This window comes from Pseudomonas sp. A6 (assembly GCF_052367875.1).
GTDB lineage: Bacteria > Pseudomonadota > Gammaproteobacteria > Pseudomonadales > Pseudomonadaceae > Pseudomonas > Pseudomonas citronellolis.
The window spans coordinates 6,142,624-6,159,171 of record NZ_CP198970.1 but is presented as its reverse complement, the minus strand read 5'-3'; the positions used below and the strand labels follow the sequence as shown (position 1 = coordinate 6,159,171).

General features: G+C 67.8%; 17 protein-coding genes. 15 read left to right on the top strand and 2 right to left on the bottom strand.

Features of this window, described 5'->3' with window-relative positions; genetic code table 11:
• Positions 1-57: 57 nt before the first annotated feature.
• From ACTWJ5_RS27030 to ACTWJ5_RS26970, 13 genes are all read left to right on the top strand, one after another.
• Positions 58-843: an MBL fold metallo-hydrolase gene (locus ACTWJ5_RS27030; RefSeq protein WP_301500240.1), complete on the top strand. Its 786-nt coding sequence runs from the start codon at positions 58-60 to the stop codon at positions 841-843.
• Positions 844-933: 90 nt separating this feature from the next.
• Positions 934-2,061 (top strand): serine hydrolase domain-containing protein, encoded by a 1,128-nt coding sequence (locus ACTWJ5_RS27025; RefSeq protein WP_444436900.1) that lies wholly within the window; start codon positions 934-936, stop codon positions 2,059-2,061.
• Entirely contained in the window at positions 2,058-2,378 is a 321-nt protein-coding gene (locus ACTWJ5_RS27020) for an amidase (RefSeq protein WP_444436899.1), read from the top strand. Before ACTWJ5_RS27025 ends, ACTWJ5_RS27020 begins: the two co-directional genes overlap by 4 nt.
• 254 nt (positions 2,379-2,632) lie before the next feature.
• Positions 2,633-3,208 carry a YceI family protein gene (locus ACTWJ5_RS27015; RefSeq protein WP_116425642.1) on the top strand — a complete coding sequence of 192 codons (576 nt, stop codon included), beginning with the start codon at positions 2,633-2,635 and terminating at the stop codon, positions 3,206-3,208.
• Between the two features lie 74 nt (positions 3,209-3,282).
• On the top strand, positions 3,283-4,362 hold the full coding sequence (locus ACTWJ5_RS27010; protein WP_116425652.1) for a phospholipase D-like domain-containing protein: 1,080 nt from the start codon (positions 3,283-3,285) through the stop codon (positions 4,360-4,362).
• Positions 4,363-4,467: 105 nt separating this feature from the next.
• On the top strand, positions 4,468-5,685 hold the full coding sequence (locus ACTWJ5_RS27005) for an acyltransferase family protein (RefSeq protein ID WP_245323012.1): 1,218 nt from the start codon (positions 4,468-4,470) through the stop codon (positions 5,683-5,685).
• A gap of 85 nt (positions 5,686-5,770) precedes the next feature.
• Positions 5,771-6,370 carry a DUF2846 domain-containing protein gene (locus ACTWJ5_RS27000; RefSeq protein WP_444436898.1) on the top strand — a complete coding sequence of 200 codons (600 nt, stop codon included), beginning with the start codon at positions 5,771-5,773 and terminating at the stop codon, positions 6,368-6,370.
• A 274-nt stretch (positions 6,371-6,644) separates the two neighbouring features.
• Positions 6,645-7,157 carry a formaldehyde-activating enzyme gene (fae, locus tag ACTWJ5_RS26995; RefSeq protein ID WP_043273324.1) on the top strand — a complete coding sequence of 171 codons (513 nt, stop codon included), beginning with the start codon at positions 6,645-6,647 and terminating at the stop codon, positions 7,155-7,157.
• Between the two features lie 10 nt (positions 7,158-7,167).
• Complete coding sequence (locus ACTWJ5_RS26990) at positions 7,168-8,202, top strand: aldo/keto reductase (RefSeq protein WP_444436897.1); 1,035 nt, start codon at positions 7,168-7,170, stop codon at positions 8,200-8,202.
• Complete coding sequence (locus ACTWJ5_RS26985) at positions 8,199-9,638, top strand: NAD-dependent succinate-semialdehyde dehydrogenase (RefSeq protein WP_249918801.1); 1,440 nt, start codon at positions 8,199-8,201, stop codon at positions 9,636-9,638. The genes ACTWJ5_RS26990 and ACTWJ5_RS26985 overlap by 4 nt, the downstream gene beginning before the upstream one ends.
• 119 nt (positions 9,639-9,757) lie before the next feature.
• A complete protein-coding gene (locus ACTWJ5_RS26980) occupies positions 9,758-11,119 on the top strand; it encodes an MFS transporter (RefSeq protein WP_444436896.1) in 1,362 nt (453 codons plus the stop codon).
• Between the two features lie 159 nt (positions 11,120-11,278).
• Positions 11,279-11,731, top strand: a complete 453-nt coding sequence (locus ACTWJ5_RS26975; RefSeq protein WP_074982221.1) for a hypothetical protein — start codon at positions 11,279-11,281, stop codon at positions 11,729-11,731.
• A 22-nt stretch (positions 11,732-11,753) separates the two neighbouring features.
• The gene (locus ACTWJ5_RS26970) at positions 11,754-12,278 is read left to right on the top strand and encodes a GNAT family N-acetyltransferase (RefSeq protein ID WP_074982223.1); all 525 of its coding nucleotides are present in this window, start codon (positions 11,754-11,756) and stop codon (positions 12,276-12,278) included.
• Between the two features lie 216 nt (positions 12,279-12,494).
• Here the strand turns inward: ACTWJ5_RS26970 and ACTWJ5_RS26965 are convergent, their stop codons facing one another.
• Positions 12,495-12,755, bottom strand: a complete 261-nt coding sequence (locus ACTWJ5_RS26965) for a hypothetical protein (protein WP_009615762.1) — start codon at positions 12,753-12,755, stop codon at positions 12,495-12,497.
• A gap of 174 nt (positions 12,756-12,929) precedes the next feature.
• A complete protein-coding gene (locus tag ACTWJ5_RS26960; protein WP_444436895.1) occupies positions 12,930-13,805 on the bottom strand; it encodes a LysR substrate-binding domain-containing protein in 876 nt (291 codons plus the stop codon).
• Between the two features lie 233 nt (positions 13,806-14,038).
• Between ACTWJ5_RS26960 and ACTWJ5_RS26955 the strand changes: the two genes are divergently transcribed.
• Together ACTWJ5_RS26955 and ACTWJ5_RS26950 are read left to right on the top strand one after the other, a co-directional pair.
• A complete protein-coding gene (locus ACTWJ5_RS26955; protein WP_253391467.1) occupies positions 14,039-15,220 on the top strand; it encodes an OprO/OprP family phosphate-selective porin in 1,182 nt (393 codons plus the stop codon).
• A gap of 292 nt (positions 15,221-15,512) precedes the next feature.
• Entirely contained in the window at positions 15,513-16,457 is a 945-nt protein-coding gene (locus ACTWJ5_RS26950) for a LysR substrate-binding domain-containing protein (protein ID WP_043273317.1), read from the top strand.
• The last annotated feature ends 91 nt before the right edge of the window (positions 16,458-16,548 follow it).

Below are 16,548 nucleotides of genomic sequence, written 5' to 3'. Positions count from 1 at the left end.
CCTGGGTACCCTGCGCGACATTCCGCCGCCCCACCGGCATGACCCGCAGGAAGCTCCATGCGTCGCGAACCCATAGTGCTGTTCGACAACGGCACCCACCAATGCCTGTGCTTCGACGACCTCGTCAGTGGCGACGGGGTGCAGTCCAACCAGTTCCTCATCGTCGACCACGGCCAGTACCTGCTGCTCGACCCGGGCGGCGACCTGACCTACACGCCGCTGTCGCTGGAGCTGTCGAAGCTGATGCCGTTGCAGGAGTTGGACTACATCTTCGCCTCGCACCAGGACCCGGACATCATCGCCGCGCTGGACAAGTGGCTGCTGCACACCCGCGCCAAGGTCATCTGCTCCAAGCTCTGGGCGCGCTTCCTGCCGCACCTGACGGCCAGCTACCTGGCGGTCAGCCACGGCATCTCCACCTACGACCGCGTCATCGCCGTGCCCGACCGCGGCCAGTCGCTGAACCTCGGGCGCTGCCAGCTGAAGGTGCTGCCGGCGCACTTCCTGCACTCGGTGGGCAACTTCCAGATCTACGACCCGGTCAGCCGCATCCTCTTCTCCGGCGACATGGGCGCCTCCCTGGTGGACGACGCCAGCCCGGTGCAGGACTTCATCGAGCACCTGCCGCACATGCTCGGCTTCCACCGTCGCTACATGGCCAGCAACAAGGTGTGCCGGCTGTGGGCGGACATGGTGCGCACCCTCGACGTGCAGATGATGGTGCCGCAGCACGGCCGGCCCTTCGTCGGGCGGCCGATGATCGACGCCTTCCTGGACTGGATCAGCGGCCTGGAATGCGGCATGGACCTGCTCGGCCCGGCCGACTACCAGGTGCCGCGCTGAATTCGTCCGCCATTACGGCGTGATCGGCGCTTAAAGCCGTCATGGCAGCGTGCTAGGGTTCCGCCGGAGCTGACAACAAGAGGCCCGCCGATGCCCATGCCCTCCCTGCGCCCGCTGCTGCGTGGCCTCACCCTGGTCGCCGGCCTGTGCCTGCTGGCGCCGGCCCATGCGGAAACCTGGCCGGACGCCGACTGGCAGCCCGGCCCCGCGCCCAGTGGCCCTGCGTTGCAGGCCTTCGAGGCCTATGCCTTCCCGGCGCGCGACGACGCCACCCGCCAGGGCGTGCGCAGCGACGCCGTGGTGGTGATCCGCGACGGTCAGCTGGTCTACGAGCGCTATGCCGGGCCGACCCGGGCGCAGACCCCGCACCTGACCTGGTCGATGAGCAAGAGCATCATGGCCTGCGTGCTCGGCGTGGCCTACGGCGAGGGCCGCTTCCAGCTGGACGACGCGGTGGCGCAGCACTTCGCGCCCTTCGCCGCACACCCGCAGGTGAAGATGCGCCACCTGCTCAACTGGGCCTCGGGCCTGGCCTGGGAAGAAGACTACGAATACGCCCCGCTGAAGTCCTCGGTGGTGGCCATGCTCTACACCCGCGGCCGCGACGACATGGCCGGCTTCGTCGCCGGCTTCCCCGCCGACGCCGAACCGGGGCAGCGCTTCCGCTACTCCAGCGGCGACAGCAACGTGCTCGCCGCCAGCCTCAAGCAGATGGTCGGCGATGCCTACGCCGACTACCCCTGGACAGCGCTGTTCGAGCCCCTGGGCATCCGCTCGGCGGTGTGGGAGCGCGACGCCAGCGGTACTTTCGTCGGCTCCTCCTACGCCTACATGACCGCCCGCGACCTGGCGCGCATCGGCCTGCTGATGCAGCGCGGCGGGCGCTGGAAGGAACGCCAACTGCTTCCGCAGGCCTGGATGCAGTTCGCCCTCACGCCGTTCGCCAACTACCGCCCGACTGCGGAAGACGCCAGCGACGGCGTGCCCGGCGGCCAGTGGTGGCTCAACCGCGCCCCGGCCGGCGCCGGCCTGCCCTGGCCGAACGCCCCGGAAACCACCTTCGCCGCCCTCGGCCACTGGGGCCAGGCGCTCTACGTACTGCCCGACCAGAAGCTGGTGATCGTGCGCTACGCCGACGACCGCGACGGCAGCTACCGCCACGACGACTTCCTCAAGCGGGCCCTCGCGGCCTTCGCCCAGCCGGAGGCCAAGCCATGATCCGCCGCCATCCGCTGCTCAGCCTGCTGCTCCTGGCGCTGGTCGCCCTGGCCGGCTGGGCCTGGGCCAACCGCGTGCACCTGGAGTCCTTCCCGCCGATCATCGGCGCCTACACGGCCAAGGAGTACTGCTCCTGCCGCTACGTCATGGGCAACAGCGCCGAATACTGCCAGGGCTACACCAAGCAGTACGTGCCCACCAGCGCCTTCCTCGACGACGCCGAGCACAAGCGCGTGACCGCCCGCGGCCTGGGCAGCACCCAGACCGCCGCCTGGCTCGGCCCGCGCGAGGGCTGCCGGCTGCTGCCGCAGGCGTAGGGCGCATAACGCCTACGGCGTTATCCGCCGCTTGGCCTTGATCCCCGGCGGCTCCTGGGTTGGCCTGGGCGTTGGCCATGGCCTGGGTGTATCGGCGTATAACCGCGAACGGTTATACGCCCTACGCCTGAACCAATTACGTCTGAACCAATGGCGCTGCCGCCTGCCCAACGGGCTCGCCGGCCGGTTTGCAAGCCGACGGCGGGCGGCTATCGTTGGCCGTTGATCCGGTCGTTTTCCATGTAAGGGATTTCATGCGCTCGCTGTTCGCCTTCCTCTTCGCTGCCTGCTTCGCCGCTTCCGTCCAGGCGGCCTGGTACCTCGACTACGAGTCCTCGCGGCTGAACTTCGTCACCGGCCGCGGCGCCGCCGGCGCCGACAACAACCGCTTCCTGGTCATGCACGGCAGCGTCGACGACCACGGCAAGGCCAGCCTGCGCATCGAGCTGGACTCGGTGCTTAGCGGCGTGCCGCTGCGCGACGAGCGCATCCGCGAGCTGCTGTTCGAGACCGAACGCTACCCCGAGGCCAGCGTGGACGCGCAGCTGGACCTGGGGCCGATCCTCGGCCTGGCCAACGGCGCGCAGCTGGAAATGCCGCTGCCGTTGCGCCTGGACCTGCACGGCGCCAGCCACGCCTACCGCGCCGAGGTGCTGGTGACGCGCCTGGACGAACGGCGCTTCCAGGTGGTGACGCTGTCGCCGCTGATCCTCGACGCCGCCGACTTCGGCCTGGCGCCGGGCGTGGAGCAGCTGCGCAAGCTCGCCGGCCTGCAGACCATCAACCTGGCGGTGCCGGTGGGCGCCGTGCTGATCTTCGCCCAGCGGTGAGCGGGCCGGTCTTCCCCTGGCGTAGCGGCAACCGCTTCGCCCTGCTGGTGGACGGGGAGGACTTCTTCCCGAGCATGCTCACGGCCATCGCCCGGGCGCAGCGCCAGGTGGACCTGGAGCTGTATCTGGTGGAGGGCGGCACCTGTTCCGAGCTGCTGCTGGAAACCCTGATCGACGCCCTGCGCCGCGGCGTGGCCGTGCGCTGCCTGTTCGACGGCTTCGGCGCCCTGCGCCTGGGCAGCGCCTGGGGCCGCCGCCTGCGCGAGGCCGGCGGCGAGCTGCGCCTGTACAACCCGCTGCGCTGGCGCGGCGGCTGGCGCAACCTGTTCCGCGACCACCGCAAGCTGCTGCTGGTGGACCAGGACCTCGGCTACGTCGGCGGCGCCGGCGCCACCGACGAGTTCTGGTCGGTGCCGGAGAACGCCAGCGCCTGGCACGAGGTGATGGTGGAAATGCAGGGCCCGGTGCTGGCCGACTGGCTGGTGCTGTTCGAGCGCCAGTGGCATGCCTGCCTGCAGGCCAAGGCCTGGCGCCCGCAGCAGATGGTGTCGCCGGCGCGCCTGCCGCCCACGCCCGTCGGCAGCAGCGGCCTGGGCCGGGTGGCCTATGCCGACGCCCGCCAGCACCGCGACATCCTGCAGTCGCTGGTGCGCAGCCTGAACGGTGCGCAGCAGCGCATCTGGCTGGCCACGCCGTATTTCCTGCCCACCTGGAAGGTCCGCCGGGCCCTGCGCAAGGCCGCCCGGCGCGGGGTGGAGGTGCGCCTGCTGCTGACCGGCCGGCTCACCGACCACGCCCCCGTGCGCTATGCTGGGCAGCGTTATTACCCGCGCCTGCTGCGCGCCGGCATCCGCATCTTCGAGTACCAGCCGCGCTTCCTGCACATGAAGGTGGTGCTGGTGGACGATTGGACGAGCGTCGGTTCGTGCAACTTCGACCATTGGAACTTGCGGTTCAATCTGGATGCCAATATCGAGATACTGGACGCCGACTTCACGGCGGCGGTGGCCGATTGCCTGATCGCCGACTTCGCCGCCAGCCGGGAGATTGATTTCACGCTGTGGCACGGCCGCTCCCTGTGGATGCGCCTGCACCAGCGGTTGTGGGGCTGGCTCGACCGGGTGGTGGTCAACTTCCTTGACCGCCGCCGTTGAGCAGTCCGCCGGGGCAGGCACCCCGGGGAGAACGGGAGTAAGGTCGTGAACAAGATCGGCAAGGAAAGGTTCATCGGGCTGGAGTGGTTGCGCTTCCTGCTCGGGATGTACGTGGTGGTCTACCACACCCTCCATGTCTACCCGGCGGAGCAGAAGTTCCGCGGGCTGGACGAGCTGACCAGCCTGGGCTTCTTCGCCACCAGCACCTTCTTCGTGCTCTCCGGCTTCCTCCTGGCCCACGTCTATGTCACCGACGGCCAACTGCGCGAGAGCCCGCGCAGCTTCCTCACCAAGCGCTTCTCCAACCTCTACCCGATCCACATCTTCTCGATCCTGCTGACCATCGGCGTGCTGCTGCTGATCAGCCAGCTGGGCATCGGCCCGGACCTGGACCAGGCCACCCCGCGCTTCGTGGTCTACGACACCCACGACACCCTCGGCCAGACCCATCCGGAGCTGTTCCGCCACTGGATGAGCGACCGCGAGCTGCTGCTCAACAGCATCCTCCAGCTGACCATGCTGCAGGCCTGGAACCCGCTGTACCTGACCTTCAACGCGCCGCTCTGGTCGCTGTCCACGCTGTTCTTCTTCTACCTCTGCTTCCCGGCGCTGGCGCCGCGGCTGATGCGCATCGGCAACAAGCGGCGGGCGCTGCTGGCACTCTGGCTGCTGTACCTGGTGCCGCCGCTGCTGCTGGCGCTGCACCAGCAGTACGGCATGCCCTGGACCGGCCTGCTGCACCGCAACCCGATCCTGCGCCTGCCGGAATTCCTCGGCGGCATCCTCGCCTACGGCCTGTTCCGCGAGCACAAGGACAGCGGCCGCCTGCCCGGCACCGGCGCGGTGCTGGCGCTGGGCGCCTTCGTGGTGGCCAACTTCCTCGCCGCCGACTACCTCTATACCCAGGGCGCGCGGCACTGGTACTTCCTGCTGCACAACGGCCTGCTGCTGCCGGCGCAGTTGGTGCTGGTGTACATCAGCGCCTTGCCGCGCGACCCGCACAGCCCGGCGATCCGCCACTGGTCGCCGCGCCTGGGGGCGGCTTCGCTGTCGTTGTTTGCCCTGCACGTGCCGCTGTTCACCCTGTTCTCGCGCACCGAGAAGCTGATCCGCGCGCCCGGCGACTGCCTGGCCGACTGGGCCTACTGCATCACCGCGGCCACCGAGCAGCAGCTGTCGCTGTGGCTGTACCCGCTGTTCCTGCTGTTCATGGTGGTCAGCTGTGTGCTGTTCCAGGAGCGCTTGGTGGTACCCACGCGCAAGTGGTTGGTGCGTCACCTGTTACCGCAGGCGGCGCAAAGGCGCCCGGCCACCTTGCCCTGAGGCGCCGCCACCCGGACTTTCGGCGGGTGGCCCGGCGGCCGTCGCTGGTTATGCTCACGGCATGACCACAAGAAGGGACTGACGCATGTTGCGATCGCTGCTGGGCCTGGTTCTTATGCTGCTGGCCGGTTGCAGTTCCCCCGGCGCCTTCTTCGGCGCCACCGACGGCCAGGCCTTCGCGCCGCTGCGACCCGGCGACGCGCAACATGCCCTGGTCTATCTCTACCGCCCGCAGAACCAGTGGGCCGACGAGGAGCTGGAAGCCCCCGGCCTGTTCCTCAACAACGAGCTGATCGGCAGCCTGCCGAGCAACGGCTACCTGGCCCTGGAGTTCGAGCCGGGCAGCTTCAAGCTGGAAATGCGCCGGCCGCTGTTCGGCAGCTTCTGGACCTTCTTCGCCGACGGCCCGCTGGACTTCACCCGCATCGCCAGCTTCATGCTCGAAGCCAAGGCCGGCGGCGTCTACTACCTGCGCTACGACGAGGACCGCGTGCCCGCCAAGCGCAGCCACAGCGAGGGCGACGGCCCGCTGCAACTGATCGAGGCGCGCCTGGCCGAACCCGAGATCGCCCGCACCCGCCTGATCCAGGAACCGGCGCAGATCGCCGCCAGCGGCTACGAGGTGCGGCGCCAGCGGCGTTTCTGGGAAGGCGTCGGCAAGGCCCTGGACAAGGTCGGCATCTGAGTCCCCCAGGTTATGAGTTGAACTCATAGCTCCTTGAGTTTTTATGCTTACCGGCCCGCAACGGGCCGGTGCTAAAAAATCGCGCAACGGCTCCCGACAACAACAACGAGCGATTGCGCCATGCCTGAATTCCTCCCGCTGCTTTCCCGCTTCCCGCTCGTTCCTCCTCCAACCCCGTCGCGAACCGCCTACTGAACCCGGCTGCCCCGCAGCCCTGCGCACGGACCTTCGCGGCCCGCGCCCCCGCTCGCCCTGACGATCCCACGAGGTACCCATGAAACAGCTCGATCTCTACATCGGTGAAGGCTTCGAAGGCCCCGGCGTCAACGCCGCACATATCAACATCCTGCTCGGCCCGCGCAACGGCCCCGCCGGCCAGGCCTTCGCCAGCAGCCTGGCCTCGCCCAGCCAGGGCCACTGCCCGTTCATGGTGATCGCCCAGCCGAACCTCCCGGTCAAGCCGATGACCCTCTACGTGAACAAGGCCCCGATCGGCGGCGACCTGCACGCCAACGCCACCTGGGGCGCGTCCCAGGCCGGCATCGCCAAGGCCGTCACCGAGGCCCTGCTGGACGGCACCCTGCCGGCCGAAGCCGAGGACGAGTGGGCCATCGTCACCGCCAACTGGGTCAACCCGGCCTGCGACGACCTGGATGCCGTCTACCTGAACAACTACAACGCCTGCCGCACCGCCATCCGCGCGGCGCTGGCCTGCAAGCCCGAGCGCGCGCAGCTGGCCGACGTGGTCGGGCAGATCGCCAACCCCTTCTACACCCCCAAAGCCTGAGGTCGCCGTCATGCAATACATCCGTCTCGGCAACTCCGGCCTGCAGGTCTCCAAGCTGTGCCTGGGCACCATGAACATGGGCACCCCGGACTGGAAGCCGTGGATCTTCGACGAACAGCGCAGCGAACCGATCGTGAAGCACGCGCTGGACGCCGGGGTGAACTTCATCGACCTGGCCGACTTCTATTCCGCCGGCGTCGGCGAGGAAGTGGTGGGGCGCATCCTCAAGCGCCTGGTGCGCCGCGAGGACATCGTGGTCACCACCAAGGTCGGCTACGGTACCCGCCAGGGCATCAACGCCAGCGGCCATTCGCGCAAGCACATCATGGACAGCATCGACGCCTCCCTGGCCCGGCTGGGCATGGACTACGTCGACATCTACATGCTGCATTTCTATGACCTGAACACCCCCGTGGAAGAGGCGATGGGTGCGCTGAACGACATCGTCCGCGCCGGCAAGGCCCGCTACATCGGCGTGTCCACCATGCTCACCGGGCAGTTGGCGAAAATCCTCATGGCCTGCGAGCGCAACGGCTGGGTCAAGCCGATCAACATGCAGCTGCAGCTCAACTGCGCCTACCGCGAGGAAGAGCGCGAGATGATCCCCTTCTGCTGCGACCAGGGCCTCGGCGTCTCGGTGTTCAGCCCGCTGGCCCGCGGCCTGCTGACCGGCGATGCGCAATCCACGCGCAACCAGACCGACTTCTTCACCCAGCAGATGTACGCCGACGAGGCCTCCTTCGAGATCGCCCGCTCGGTGCAGCGCGTGGCCCAGCGCCGCGGCGTGAGCAACGCGCAGATCGCCCAGGCCTGGGTGCTCGATCACCCCGGCGTGGACTGCATGCTGGTCGGCGCCGACACCACGGCGCAGTTCGACAGCGCCCTGGCCGCGCTGGAGACGCGCCTGGACGAGGAAGAACTCTACGAGCTGGAGCGCAACTACACGCCCTGCGACGTCATCAACGACTACACCGCCGGCAAGCGCATCCTCCGCGTGGCCCGGCCGATGCGCGAGACCTTTTCGCTGACGGAGGCCGTGGCATGAGCGCACTGCTGAAAGCCGGCCACTACATCGACGGACAGTGGCACAGCGGCGGCCCGACCTACGCGGTACGCAACCCGGCCACCGGCGAGGTGGTCGCCGAAGTGCCGCGCGGCGGCGCCGAGGAAACCAACGCCGCCATCGCCGCCGCCGAGCGCGCCCTGCCGGCCTGGCGCGGGCTGCTGGCCAAGGAACGCGCGGCGCGCCTGCGCCGCTGGGCCGAACTGATGCTGGCCAGCCAGGACGAACTGGCGCGCCTGCTCAGCCGCGAGCAGGGCAAGCCGCTGGCCGAGGCGAAAGGCGAGGTGGCCTACGCCGCGAGCTTCCTCGAATGGTTCGCCGAGGAAGCCAAGCGCGTGTACGGCGACGTGATCCCCTCGCCCAAGGCCGACGCGCGCATCGTCGTCACCAAGCAGCCGATCGGCGTGGTGGCCGCCATCACCCCGTGGAACTTCCCCCTGGCCATGGTCACCCGCAAGGTCGGCCCGGCCCTGGCGGCGGGCTGCACGCTGATCCTCAAGCCCTCGGAAGAGACGCCGCTGTCGGCCTTCGCCCTGGCCGTGCTGGCCGAGCAGGCGGGCATTCCCGCCGGGGTGTTCAACATCGTCTCCGGCGATGCCCCGGCCATCGGCGGCGCGCTGCAGGCCTCCGGCGTGGTGCGCAAGCTGTCGTTCACCGGCTCCACCCGCACCGGCAAGCTGCTGATGCGCCAGGCCGCGGACACCCTGAAGAAGGTCTCCCTGGAACTGGGCGGCAACGCGCCCTTCATCGTCTTTGCCGATGCCGACCTGGACGCCGCGGTGCGCGGCGCCATGGCCTCGAAGTTCCGCAACACCGGGCAGACCTGCGTGTGCGTCAACCGCTTCTACGTGCAGGACGAGGTGTACGAAGCCTTCACCGCCAAGCTCGCCGAAGCGGTGCGCGCGCTGCGCGTGGGCAACGCCCTGGAAGGCGATACCGAGCAGGGCCCGCTGATCAACGAAGCGGCCCTGGCCAAGGTCGAGCAGCACGTCGGCGACGCCCTGGAGAAGGGCGCCCGGCTGCTCTGCGGCGGCCAGCGCCATGCCCTGGGCGGCACCTTCTACGAGCCCACGGTGCTGGCCGAGGCGAACGCCGGGATGCTCATCGCCGGCGAAGAAACCTTCGGCCCGGTGGCCGCCTGCTTCCGCTTCCGCGACGAAGCCGAGGCGCTGCGCCTGGCCAACGACACGCCCTACGGCCTCTCCGCCTACTTCTACAGCCGCGACATCGGCCGCGTCTGGCGCATGGCCGAGGGCCTGGAGGCGGGCATGGTCGGCATCAACGAAGGGATCATCTCCACCGAGGTGGCGCCCTTCGGCGGCATCAAGGAATCCGGCCTGGGCCGCGAGGGCTCCAAATACGGCCTCGACGACTACCTGGAGATCAAGTACCTGCTGCTCGGCGGCCTGTCCGACTGACGCCGCCCCGCATGCAGCCGCGGCCACGCCGCTAAGGAGTTCCGCCAACCGCCGCCGCCCCGACCGGTGCGGCGGTCACCCTTCCGTTCAGACAACAAGAAAAAGACTCGGAGACGATCATGTCGGGTAACACAGTCAGAATCGATGACCTGCCCATCGGCAGGTTCCACATCAAGATCGCCGGCCTCACCTTCGGCGCCCATTTCACCGACGGCTACATCCTCGGGCTGATCGGCATCGCCTTCACCTTGATCAACCCGCAACTGAACCTCGACCCCTTCTGGCAGGGCCTGATCGGCAGCTCGGCGCTGCTCGGCCTGTTCTTCGGCAGCCTGTTCTTCGGCTGGATTTCCGACCACCTGGGGCGGCAGAAGATCTTCCTCATCAGCTTCGTGCTGATCACCCTGGCCTCGCTGCTGCAGTTCTTCGCCGAGACGGCGCTGCAACTGTTCCTCTGCCGGGTGCTGATCGGCATCGGCCTGGGCGGCGATTTCAGCGTCGGCCACGCCATGCTCGCCGAGTTTTCGCCGAAGAAGCACCGCGGCGTGCTGCTGGGCTCCTTCAGCGTGATCTGGACCTTCGGCTACGTCGCCGCCACCTTCGTCGGCACCGCCATGCTCGGCCTGGGCGACGACGCCTGGCGCTGGATGCTGGCGTCCTCGGCGATCCCCGCGGCCATGATCCTGATCGCCCGCATCGGCACCCCGGAATCGCCGCGCTGGCTGGTGCACAAAGGCCGCATCGAGGAGGCCCGGGCGATCGTGCGCAAGCACCTGGGCGCGCACGTGGTGCTCGACGACGAGATGGCCGAGGAGCACAAGGGCGGCTTCCGCCAGCTGTTCAGCGCGCAGTACCGCAAGCGCACCGCGTTCAACTGCCTGTTCTTCATCTGCATCGTCATGCCGTACTTCGCCATCTACACCTTCCTGCCGTCGATCCTGCAGAAGATGGGCCTGGCCGAGGGCTTCGGCACCGAGATGCTGCTCAACGCGCTGCTGGTGGTGGGTGCCCTGCTGGGCATCTGGTGCACGGTGAAATTCACCCGCCGCGGCTTCCTCATCGGCTCCTTCCTGATCCTCTCCGCCGCGCTCTTCCTGCTGGTGCTGCTGCCCGGCAGCCTGGCCTGGCTGATGGTGGCGACCTTCGGCCTGTTCACCCTGGTGCTCTCGGCGGTGAGCAACCTGGTCGGCGTCTACCCGGCGGAAAGCTTCCCCACCGAAGTGCGCGCCGGCGGCATCGGCCTGGCCACCGCCGCCAGCCGCCTGGGCTCGGCGCTGAGCACCTTCCTGCTGCCGGTCAGCGTGGCCGGCATCGGCCTCAACCCGACCATGGCCATCCTCGCCGGCATCCTCCTGTTCGGCGCGCTGATCTCCATGGCCTGGGCGCCGGAGACCAAGTACCTGACGCTGACCGACGCCGGCAAGGGCGAAGGCGAGGCGGGGCCGGCACAGCCGGCGGCTAAGGTGGCGGCGGTGCTCTAGCCGGCCGTGTCAGGGAGCCTGCGGTGAAGGGGCTCCCTGTTCAGGTTGGGAGGCGAAATGGCTTTTCTCCCATTCGCGATCGGGACGGTTCGGACATGGGGCGGGGATGCATGCGCTGTATGAGCTTGTGCAATAATTGAGCACCGCACGAGGTGCCTCATGACTGCAAAAGCGAAGATAGGGAAGGAAAGAAAGGGCATTCAGCCCGGAGCTTTTCCCATTGAAGTGCCTGTTACCGATCCTGAAGAGACCGGACGCTACCTGCATGTCCATCTGGACGACGAGGAAGAGCAGAAGAATCTCTATGCCGCCATTATTCGTGCCGCGGACATGAAAAGCCCGGAAATCGTGGCGGAACATATCGAGCCATACAATCATGCCATGCGGAGTTTCCAATACAGCAGCAGCCGGATTGCGAGCGCCTTGTCCGAAGCGGTGAGAGGTCATGAGCCGATGCACGTGGCGTCGCTCCAGGCGAGGGATGCGTCACGGGCTACCGATCGATTCGCAGCTTGTGGTGAGACGGTTCTGAATGTCCGACGGGCACTGGACATGCTGGAGAATCCACCGAAGGCTAACAAGGCCTTGAAGAAGATCCTCTCGCTGCGCTGACTGCTGGCGCCAAGAAGAATGAATGGATTTCATCACTGTCGACTTCGACAAGTCGGTGAACCGCAGGACGTTTGACTGCGTCTCTCCAGACCTCAACGACTACATCGTCAAATACGCCTCCCAGGATCAGAAGCGTCATCTGTCCAGGACATTCCTGGCGCTGGGAAGGGAGCGAACGCTCCTCGGATACTACACGCTGGCGAGTACGTCGGTTCGCCTTGAGGACGTGGCCGAGCAGGAGCGGAAACGGCTCCCGCGCTATCCGCTTCCGGCAGTGCTGCTGAGTCGTCTGGCGGTGGATAGGTCGTGCCAACGGCAGGGGTTGGGGCAACGACTACTCGCTGATGTATTTCGCCGCCTCTATGCAATGTCGAAGCATGCCGGTATCGCTTTCCTGGCAGTCGACGCCAAGGATGAGGCGGCGGCAAGGTACTACAAGTCGCTGGGTTTCGAATCTTCCGATATGGACCGGTTACGCCTGGTGTATCCGACAGCGCCTCTTTTTGAAGAGCTTGCCCATCAGGATTCGAGCGGCGTCCGTAAATAGATACCGCTAGGTACCTCAGACTGTTCCCGTTCATCTGGTTTGTGGTTGCTCATCAGCCCCAGCCTGTTCTGGAGGTGCCATCCGGCAACGACGGATAACGCTTCGCGTTATGCGCCCTATGGTCGGGGGATGTCCTGCTCCAGGCGCCCGGTCGAAGAGGGCCACGCCGAGGGTGCCCTCCAGGGCTGCCAGGCGCCGGGAGACGGTCGCGTGGCTTCAGGGGCTCATCAGCCCGCGGATGCGCCGGGTGAGGTCGTCCAGCTGGCGCAGGGTGCCGACGTCGTGGGCGCGTTCGTCGTCCGCCTGCGACAGGCCCAGGGCGACGTTGGCCAGGGCGTGGACCCGTGCGGGCTCCACGCCCAGCACGTGGGCGACGCGCTTGGCGGTGGCGGTGTCGTTCAGGGCTTCCTGGGCTGCGTCGAGCAACTCCTTCAGCAGTCGCTCGTCCAGCAGGTTCAGTGTGTGCTTGATAGACATGATCGGGTCCTTGCGGTGGCGATTTCCGGCGTCCGTGAGCGGGGGCGGACTCCAGCGCATGATCTTGGACCGCCATGCCTTTGGGAGGAGCGCGAAGGCCTGTGCAATTCCTCCGAGTCGGACGGGGGAGATTTCCACGCTCGTGGCGAAGCTGTCGGCAAATCCTCAAAACGGCTAGGGGTTGCTCATCAGTTCCAGCCAGTCCTGGAAGCGCTGCACCTTGGACAGGCCGCGCTTGTCGGCGGGGATGTCCAGCCAGTAGCCATAGGGGCCGAGCACTTCCACCGGGGTGATCGGCAGCAGGCTGCCGGTGGCCAGTTCGCGTTCGATCATCTGCCGGTCGATCACCGCCAGGCCGCCGCCGGCCAGGGCGGTGTGGATGACCTGGTCGAGGGTGCTGAACTCGATGCCGCTGCCGGCGTCGACGTCGTTGCGGCCCACGGCTTCCAGCCAGTTCTCCCAGACCTTCAGGCGCTTGCCCTCGTGGAGGATGTGCAGCAGCGGGTGGGCGTGCAGTTCCGGCGGGCGCTCGCCGTCGAACAGCTCCGGGCTGGCCACGGCGATGTGCCGTTCCATCACCAGCAGCTGGCTGTGGCAGTGGGCGGCGGCCTCCAGGCCGAAGCGGATGCGGCAGTCCAGCTCGCCGGGGTTGTCCGCGTCCTGGGTGTTGGTCACGCTCAGGCTGATGTCCGGGTAGCGCTGCAGGAAGCTGCGCAGGCGCGGCGACAGCCAGCGCGTGCCCCAGGTCGGCGGCGCGAGGATGCGCAGGCGCTGGCGCAGGTTGGGCACGCGCACCGCCTGCAGGGCGCGCTCGATGCGGTCGAAGGCCTCGCCCAGGTGCGGCGCCAGGGCGCTGCCGGTCTCGGTGAGGGTCAGGCCGCGCGGCGTGCGCACGAACAGGCTGACGCCCAGGTAGTCCTCCAGTTGCTTGATCTGCCGGCTGACCGCGCCCTGGGTGACGTTGAGCGCCTCGGCGGCGCGGTTGAAGCTGCGGTGGTGGGCGACTTCCTCGAAGACCCGGAGCATGTTCAGGGGCGGCAGGCTGCGCATGGGGCGGCTTCCGAAAGGGCGCGCGGGGTGGCGCGCGCGGGCTGGTCGTGGTGCGCCGATTCTAGCGCCGGGGCCGGTCCTACAAACATGCGTTTTTCTCCGGTTCGCCCGGCGATTTAGTCGTTTGTGCGCGGCTCGCGCCAGGGGCTAGTTTCGGCCGCGCACAAGGTGTGGGGGGAGTGTCCGCGCCGGTGCGCCGAATAACGACAAGAACTTCGCCGAGGCTTCCCATTGTGGCCAGATTTCCCCTGCCGCGCCGCTGTGCGCACCTGCTGTTTCCCGTCCTGCTGACTTGCAGCGCCGCCGCCCTGGCGGTACCGGTGACGGACGAACTCGACGTCGGCGGCGCCATTCGCGCACGCTTCGACCACGACCCGGACCGCGACATCGACAAGGCCGGCTTCGACACCCTGATGCTGCGCGCCACCTATACCTCCGACAGCTGGATAGGCGCGGCGCGCTACCGCTTCTACGGCAAGCAGTACCCCTACCAGTACACCGACCACATCGGCGACGTCGCCTTCGCCGAGTACGCCTGGGTCGGCTACCGCTTCGACGCCGAGCGCCAGGTGCAGGTCGGCCTCAACCAGATTCCCTTCGGCCTGCAGCCGTTCTTCGGCAGCACCTTCTACGAGACCCTCGGCAACGTGGTGGGCCTGGAGGACGTCTCGGCGGTGGGCGCCAAGTACATCCAGCAGCAGGGCGACTGGAACCTGCAGGCGGGCCTGTACGGCCGTCCGGCCTGGCCGGGGCGCGGCACCAGCAACGGCAGCACCTACTCCACGGTGGTGACCTCGGCCGACGACTACGTGCCCGAGGGCACCCGCAACCAGGAACGGCAGATCGTGGTCGCGCGCCTGGCGCGCTCGCTGCAGCTGGGCGACTGGAAGTCCGAGGTGGGCGTGTCGGCCCTGACTTCTCGCCTGGAGAACAAGGACACCCACGACGCCGGCCGGCGCAACGCCTACGCCCTGCACTACCTGGGGCAGAACGGCCCCTGGGGCGTGCAGCTGCAGGCCGGGCGCCAGCAGATGTCGCCGCGCAACCCGGGCAGCGACGAGGTGGTCAGCTTCGGCGGCTACGACGGCACCTTCAACGTCGCCAGCCGCGGCAACCTCTACGTCGGCGACCTCAGCTACAGCTTCCCCGTCACCTTCGTCGGCGGCTGGGTGAGCGGCATGAAGGTGTACGGCAACTACAGCCGCTTCGACAAGTCGGCCAGCGGCTTCGACGCCTCCGAGCGCTTCATCCTCGGCACCTCGTTCTCGGTGCGTTCCTTCTACATCGCCGTGGAATGGCTCAACGGCCGCAACGACCCCTACATCGGCGGCAGCAGCTACACCGACAGCCTGGCCCAGGGCGGCACCGACCACTGGGAGAACCAGCTGTACGCCAACGTCGGTTATTACTTCTGAAAACCTGTCTACGACCTGCTGCGCGTCGGCATAACTGCGTTGAAGACAGGCGAGGAATGCTCATTTAGCGGCCTAAACTCCGCTTCCTCGCCTGTCTGACTCGCTGCGCTCGCCCTTCGGGCCAGCCTTCGGCTGTTACTCCCGTTGGTCGTTGCGCCTTGTTCTGCTCTAGCTCGCGAGGTCGTAAACAGGTTTTGAGTGAGGAGCCCTTGCGGCCGCGGTGACTCCGCGGCCGTTGCCATACTCAAAGACGCATGCCGCGTCCAACGGGGGCGCGAGGGGAGGGCCAGCGATGAAGCGCAAGATTCCGGCGCTCAATGCACTCAAGGCGTTCGAGGTGGCCGGCAGCACCGGCAGCTTCACCCGCGCCGCTGAACTGCTCAACGTCACCCAGAGCGCGGTCAGCCGCCAGGTGCGCCAGCTGGAGGAGCAGCTCGGCGAGCCGCTGCTGCAGCGCCGCCACCACCACCTGCAACTGACCGACGCCGGGCGCATGCTGCTGCGCGCGTTGCAGCAGTCGTTCGACCGCATCGAGCTGACGGTGCGCGGCATCCAGCAGCGCCAGCACCTCAACCGCCTGCGCCTGAACGCTCCGCCGACCTTCGCCAGCCGCTGGCTGCTGCCGCGCCTGGGGCGCCTGCGCGAGGCCCATCCGGGGCTGGAGGTGACCCTCACCACGCACCTGCAGGACAGCCTGGCCGAGACCGGCACCCTGGACTGCGCCATCCGCTTCGGCAATGGCGAATGGGAGGGCCTGGACAGTTCGCTGCTGATGCACGAGAAGCACATCGCCGTGTGCGCGCCGGGCCTGCTGGCGCAGCGCGAGGAGCCGGAGCAGGGGATGCCGCTCAATGGCATGACCCTGCTGCACGTGCTGGCCCGCGACGACCAGCGCTACCTGACCTGGCGCCACTGGCTGGATGCGGCGAAGATCCAGGGCGTCGACCTGCAGGGCGGCTACGAGTTCGACCTGCTGGACATGGCCATCCGCGCCGCCATCGACGGCCTGGGCGTGACCATGGCCGACCGCCAGATGGTGGCCCGCGAGCTGGTGGCCGGGCAGTTGGTGCAGCTGCTCGACGTACAGGTGGACGGCCACCAGTCCTACTGGTGGGTGAGCCGCCCGGGGCAGGAACTGCCGGAGCACGTGGAGCGCTTCCGCGACTGGCTGCTGGAAGAGGTGCGCCTGGCCGAGCGCAGCCTGGACAACGCCGCGCACATCGTCAGCCCGCGCTGAAACGCCGCCGGGTAACATGCGAAAAACGCAGGTTACCCGGTGCTATTAATCGTTTGTCCGGCCTGCCGCGCCTGTCGAAACTTGGCCATCC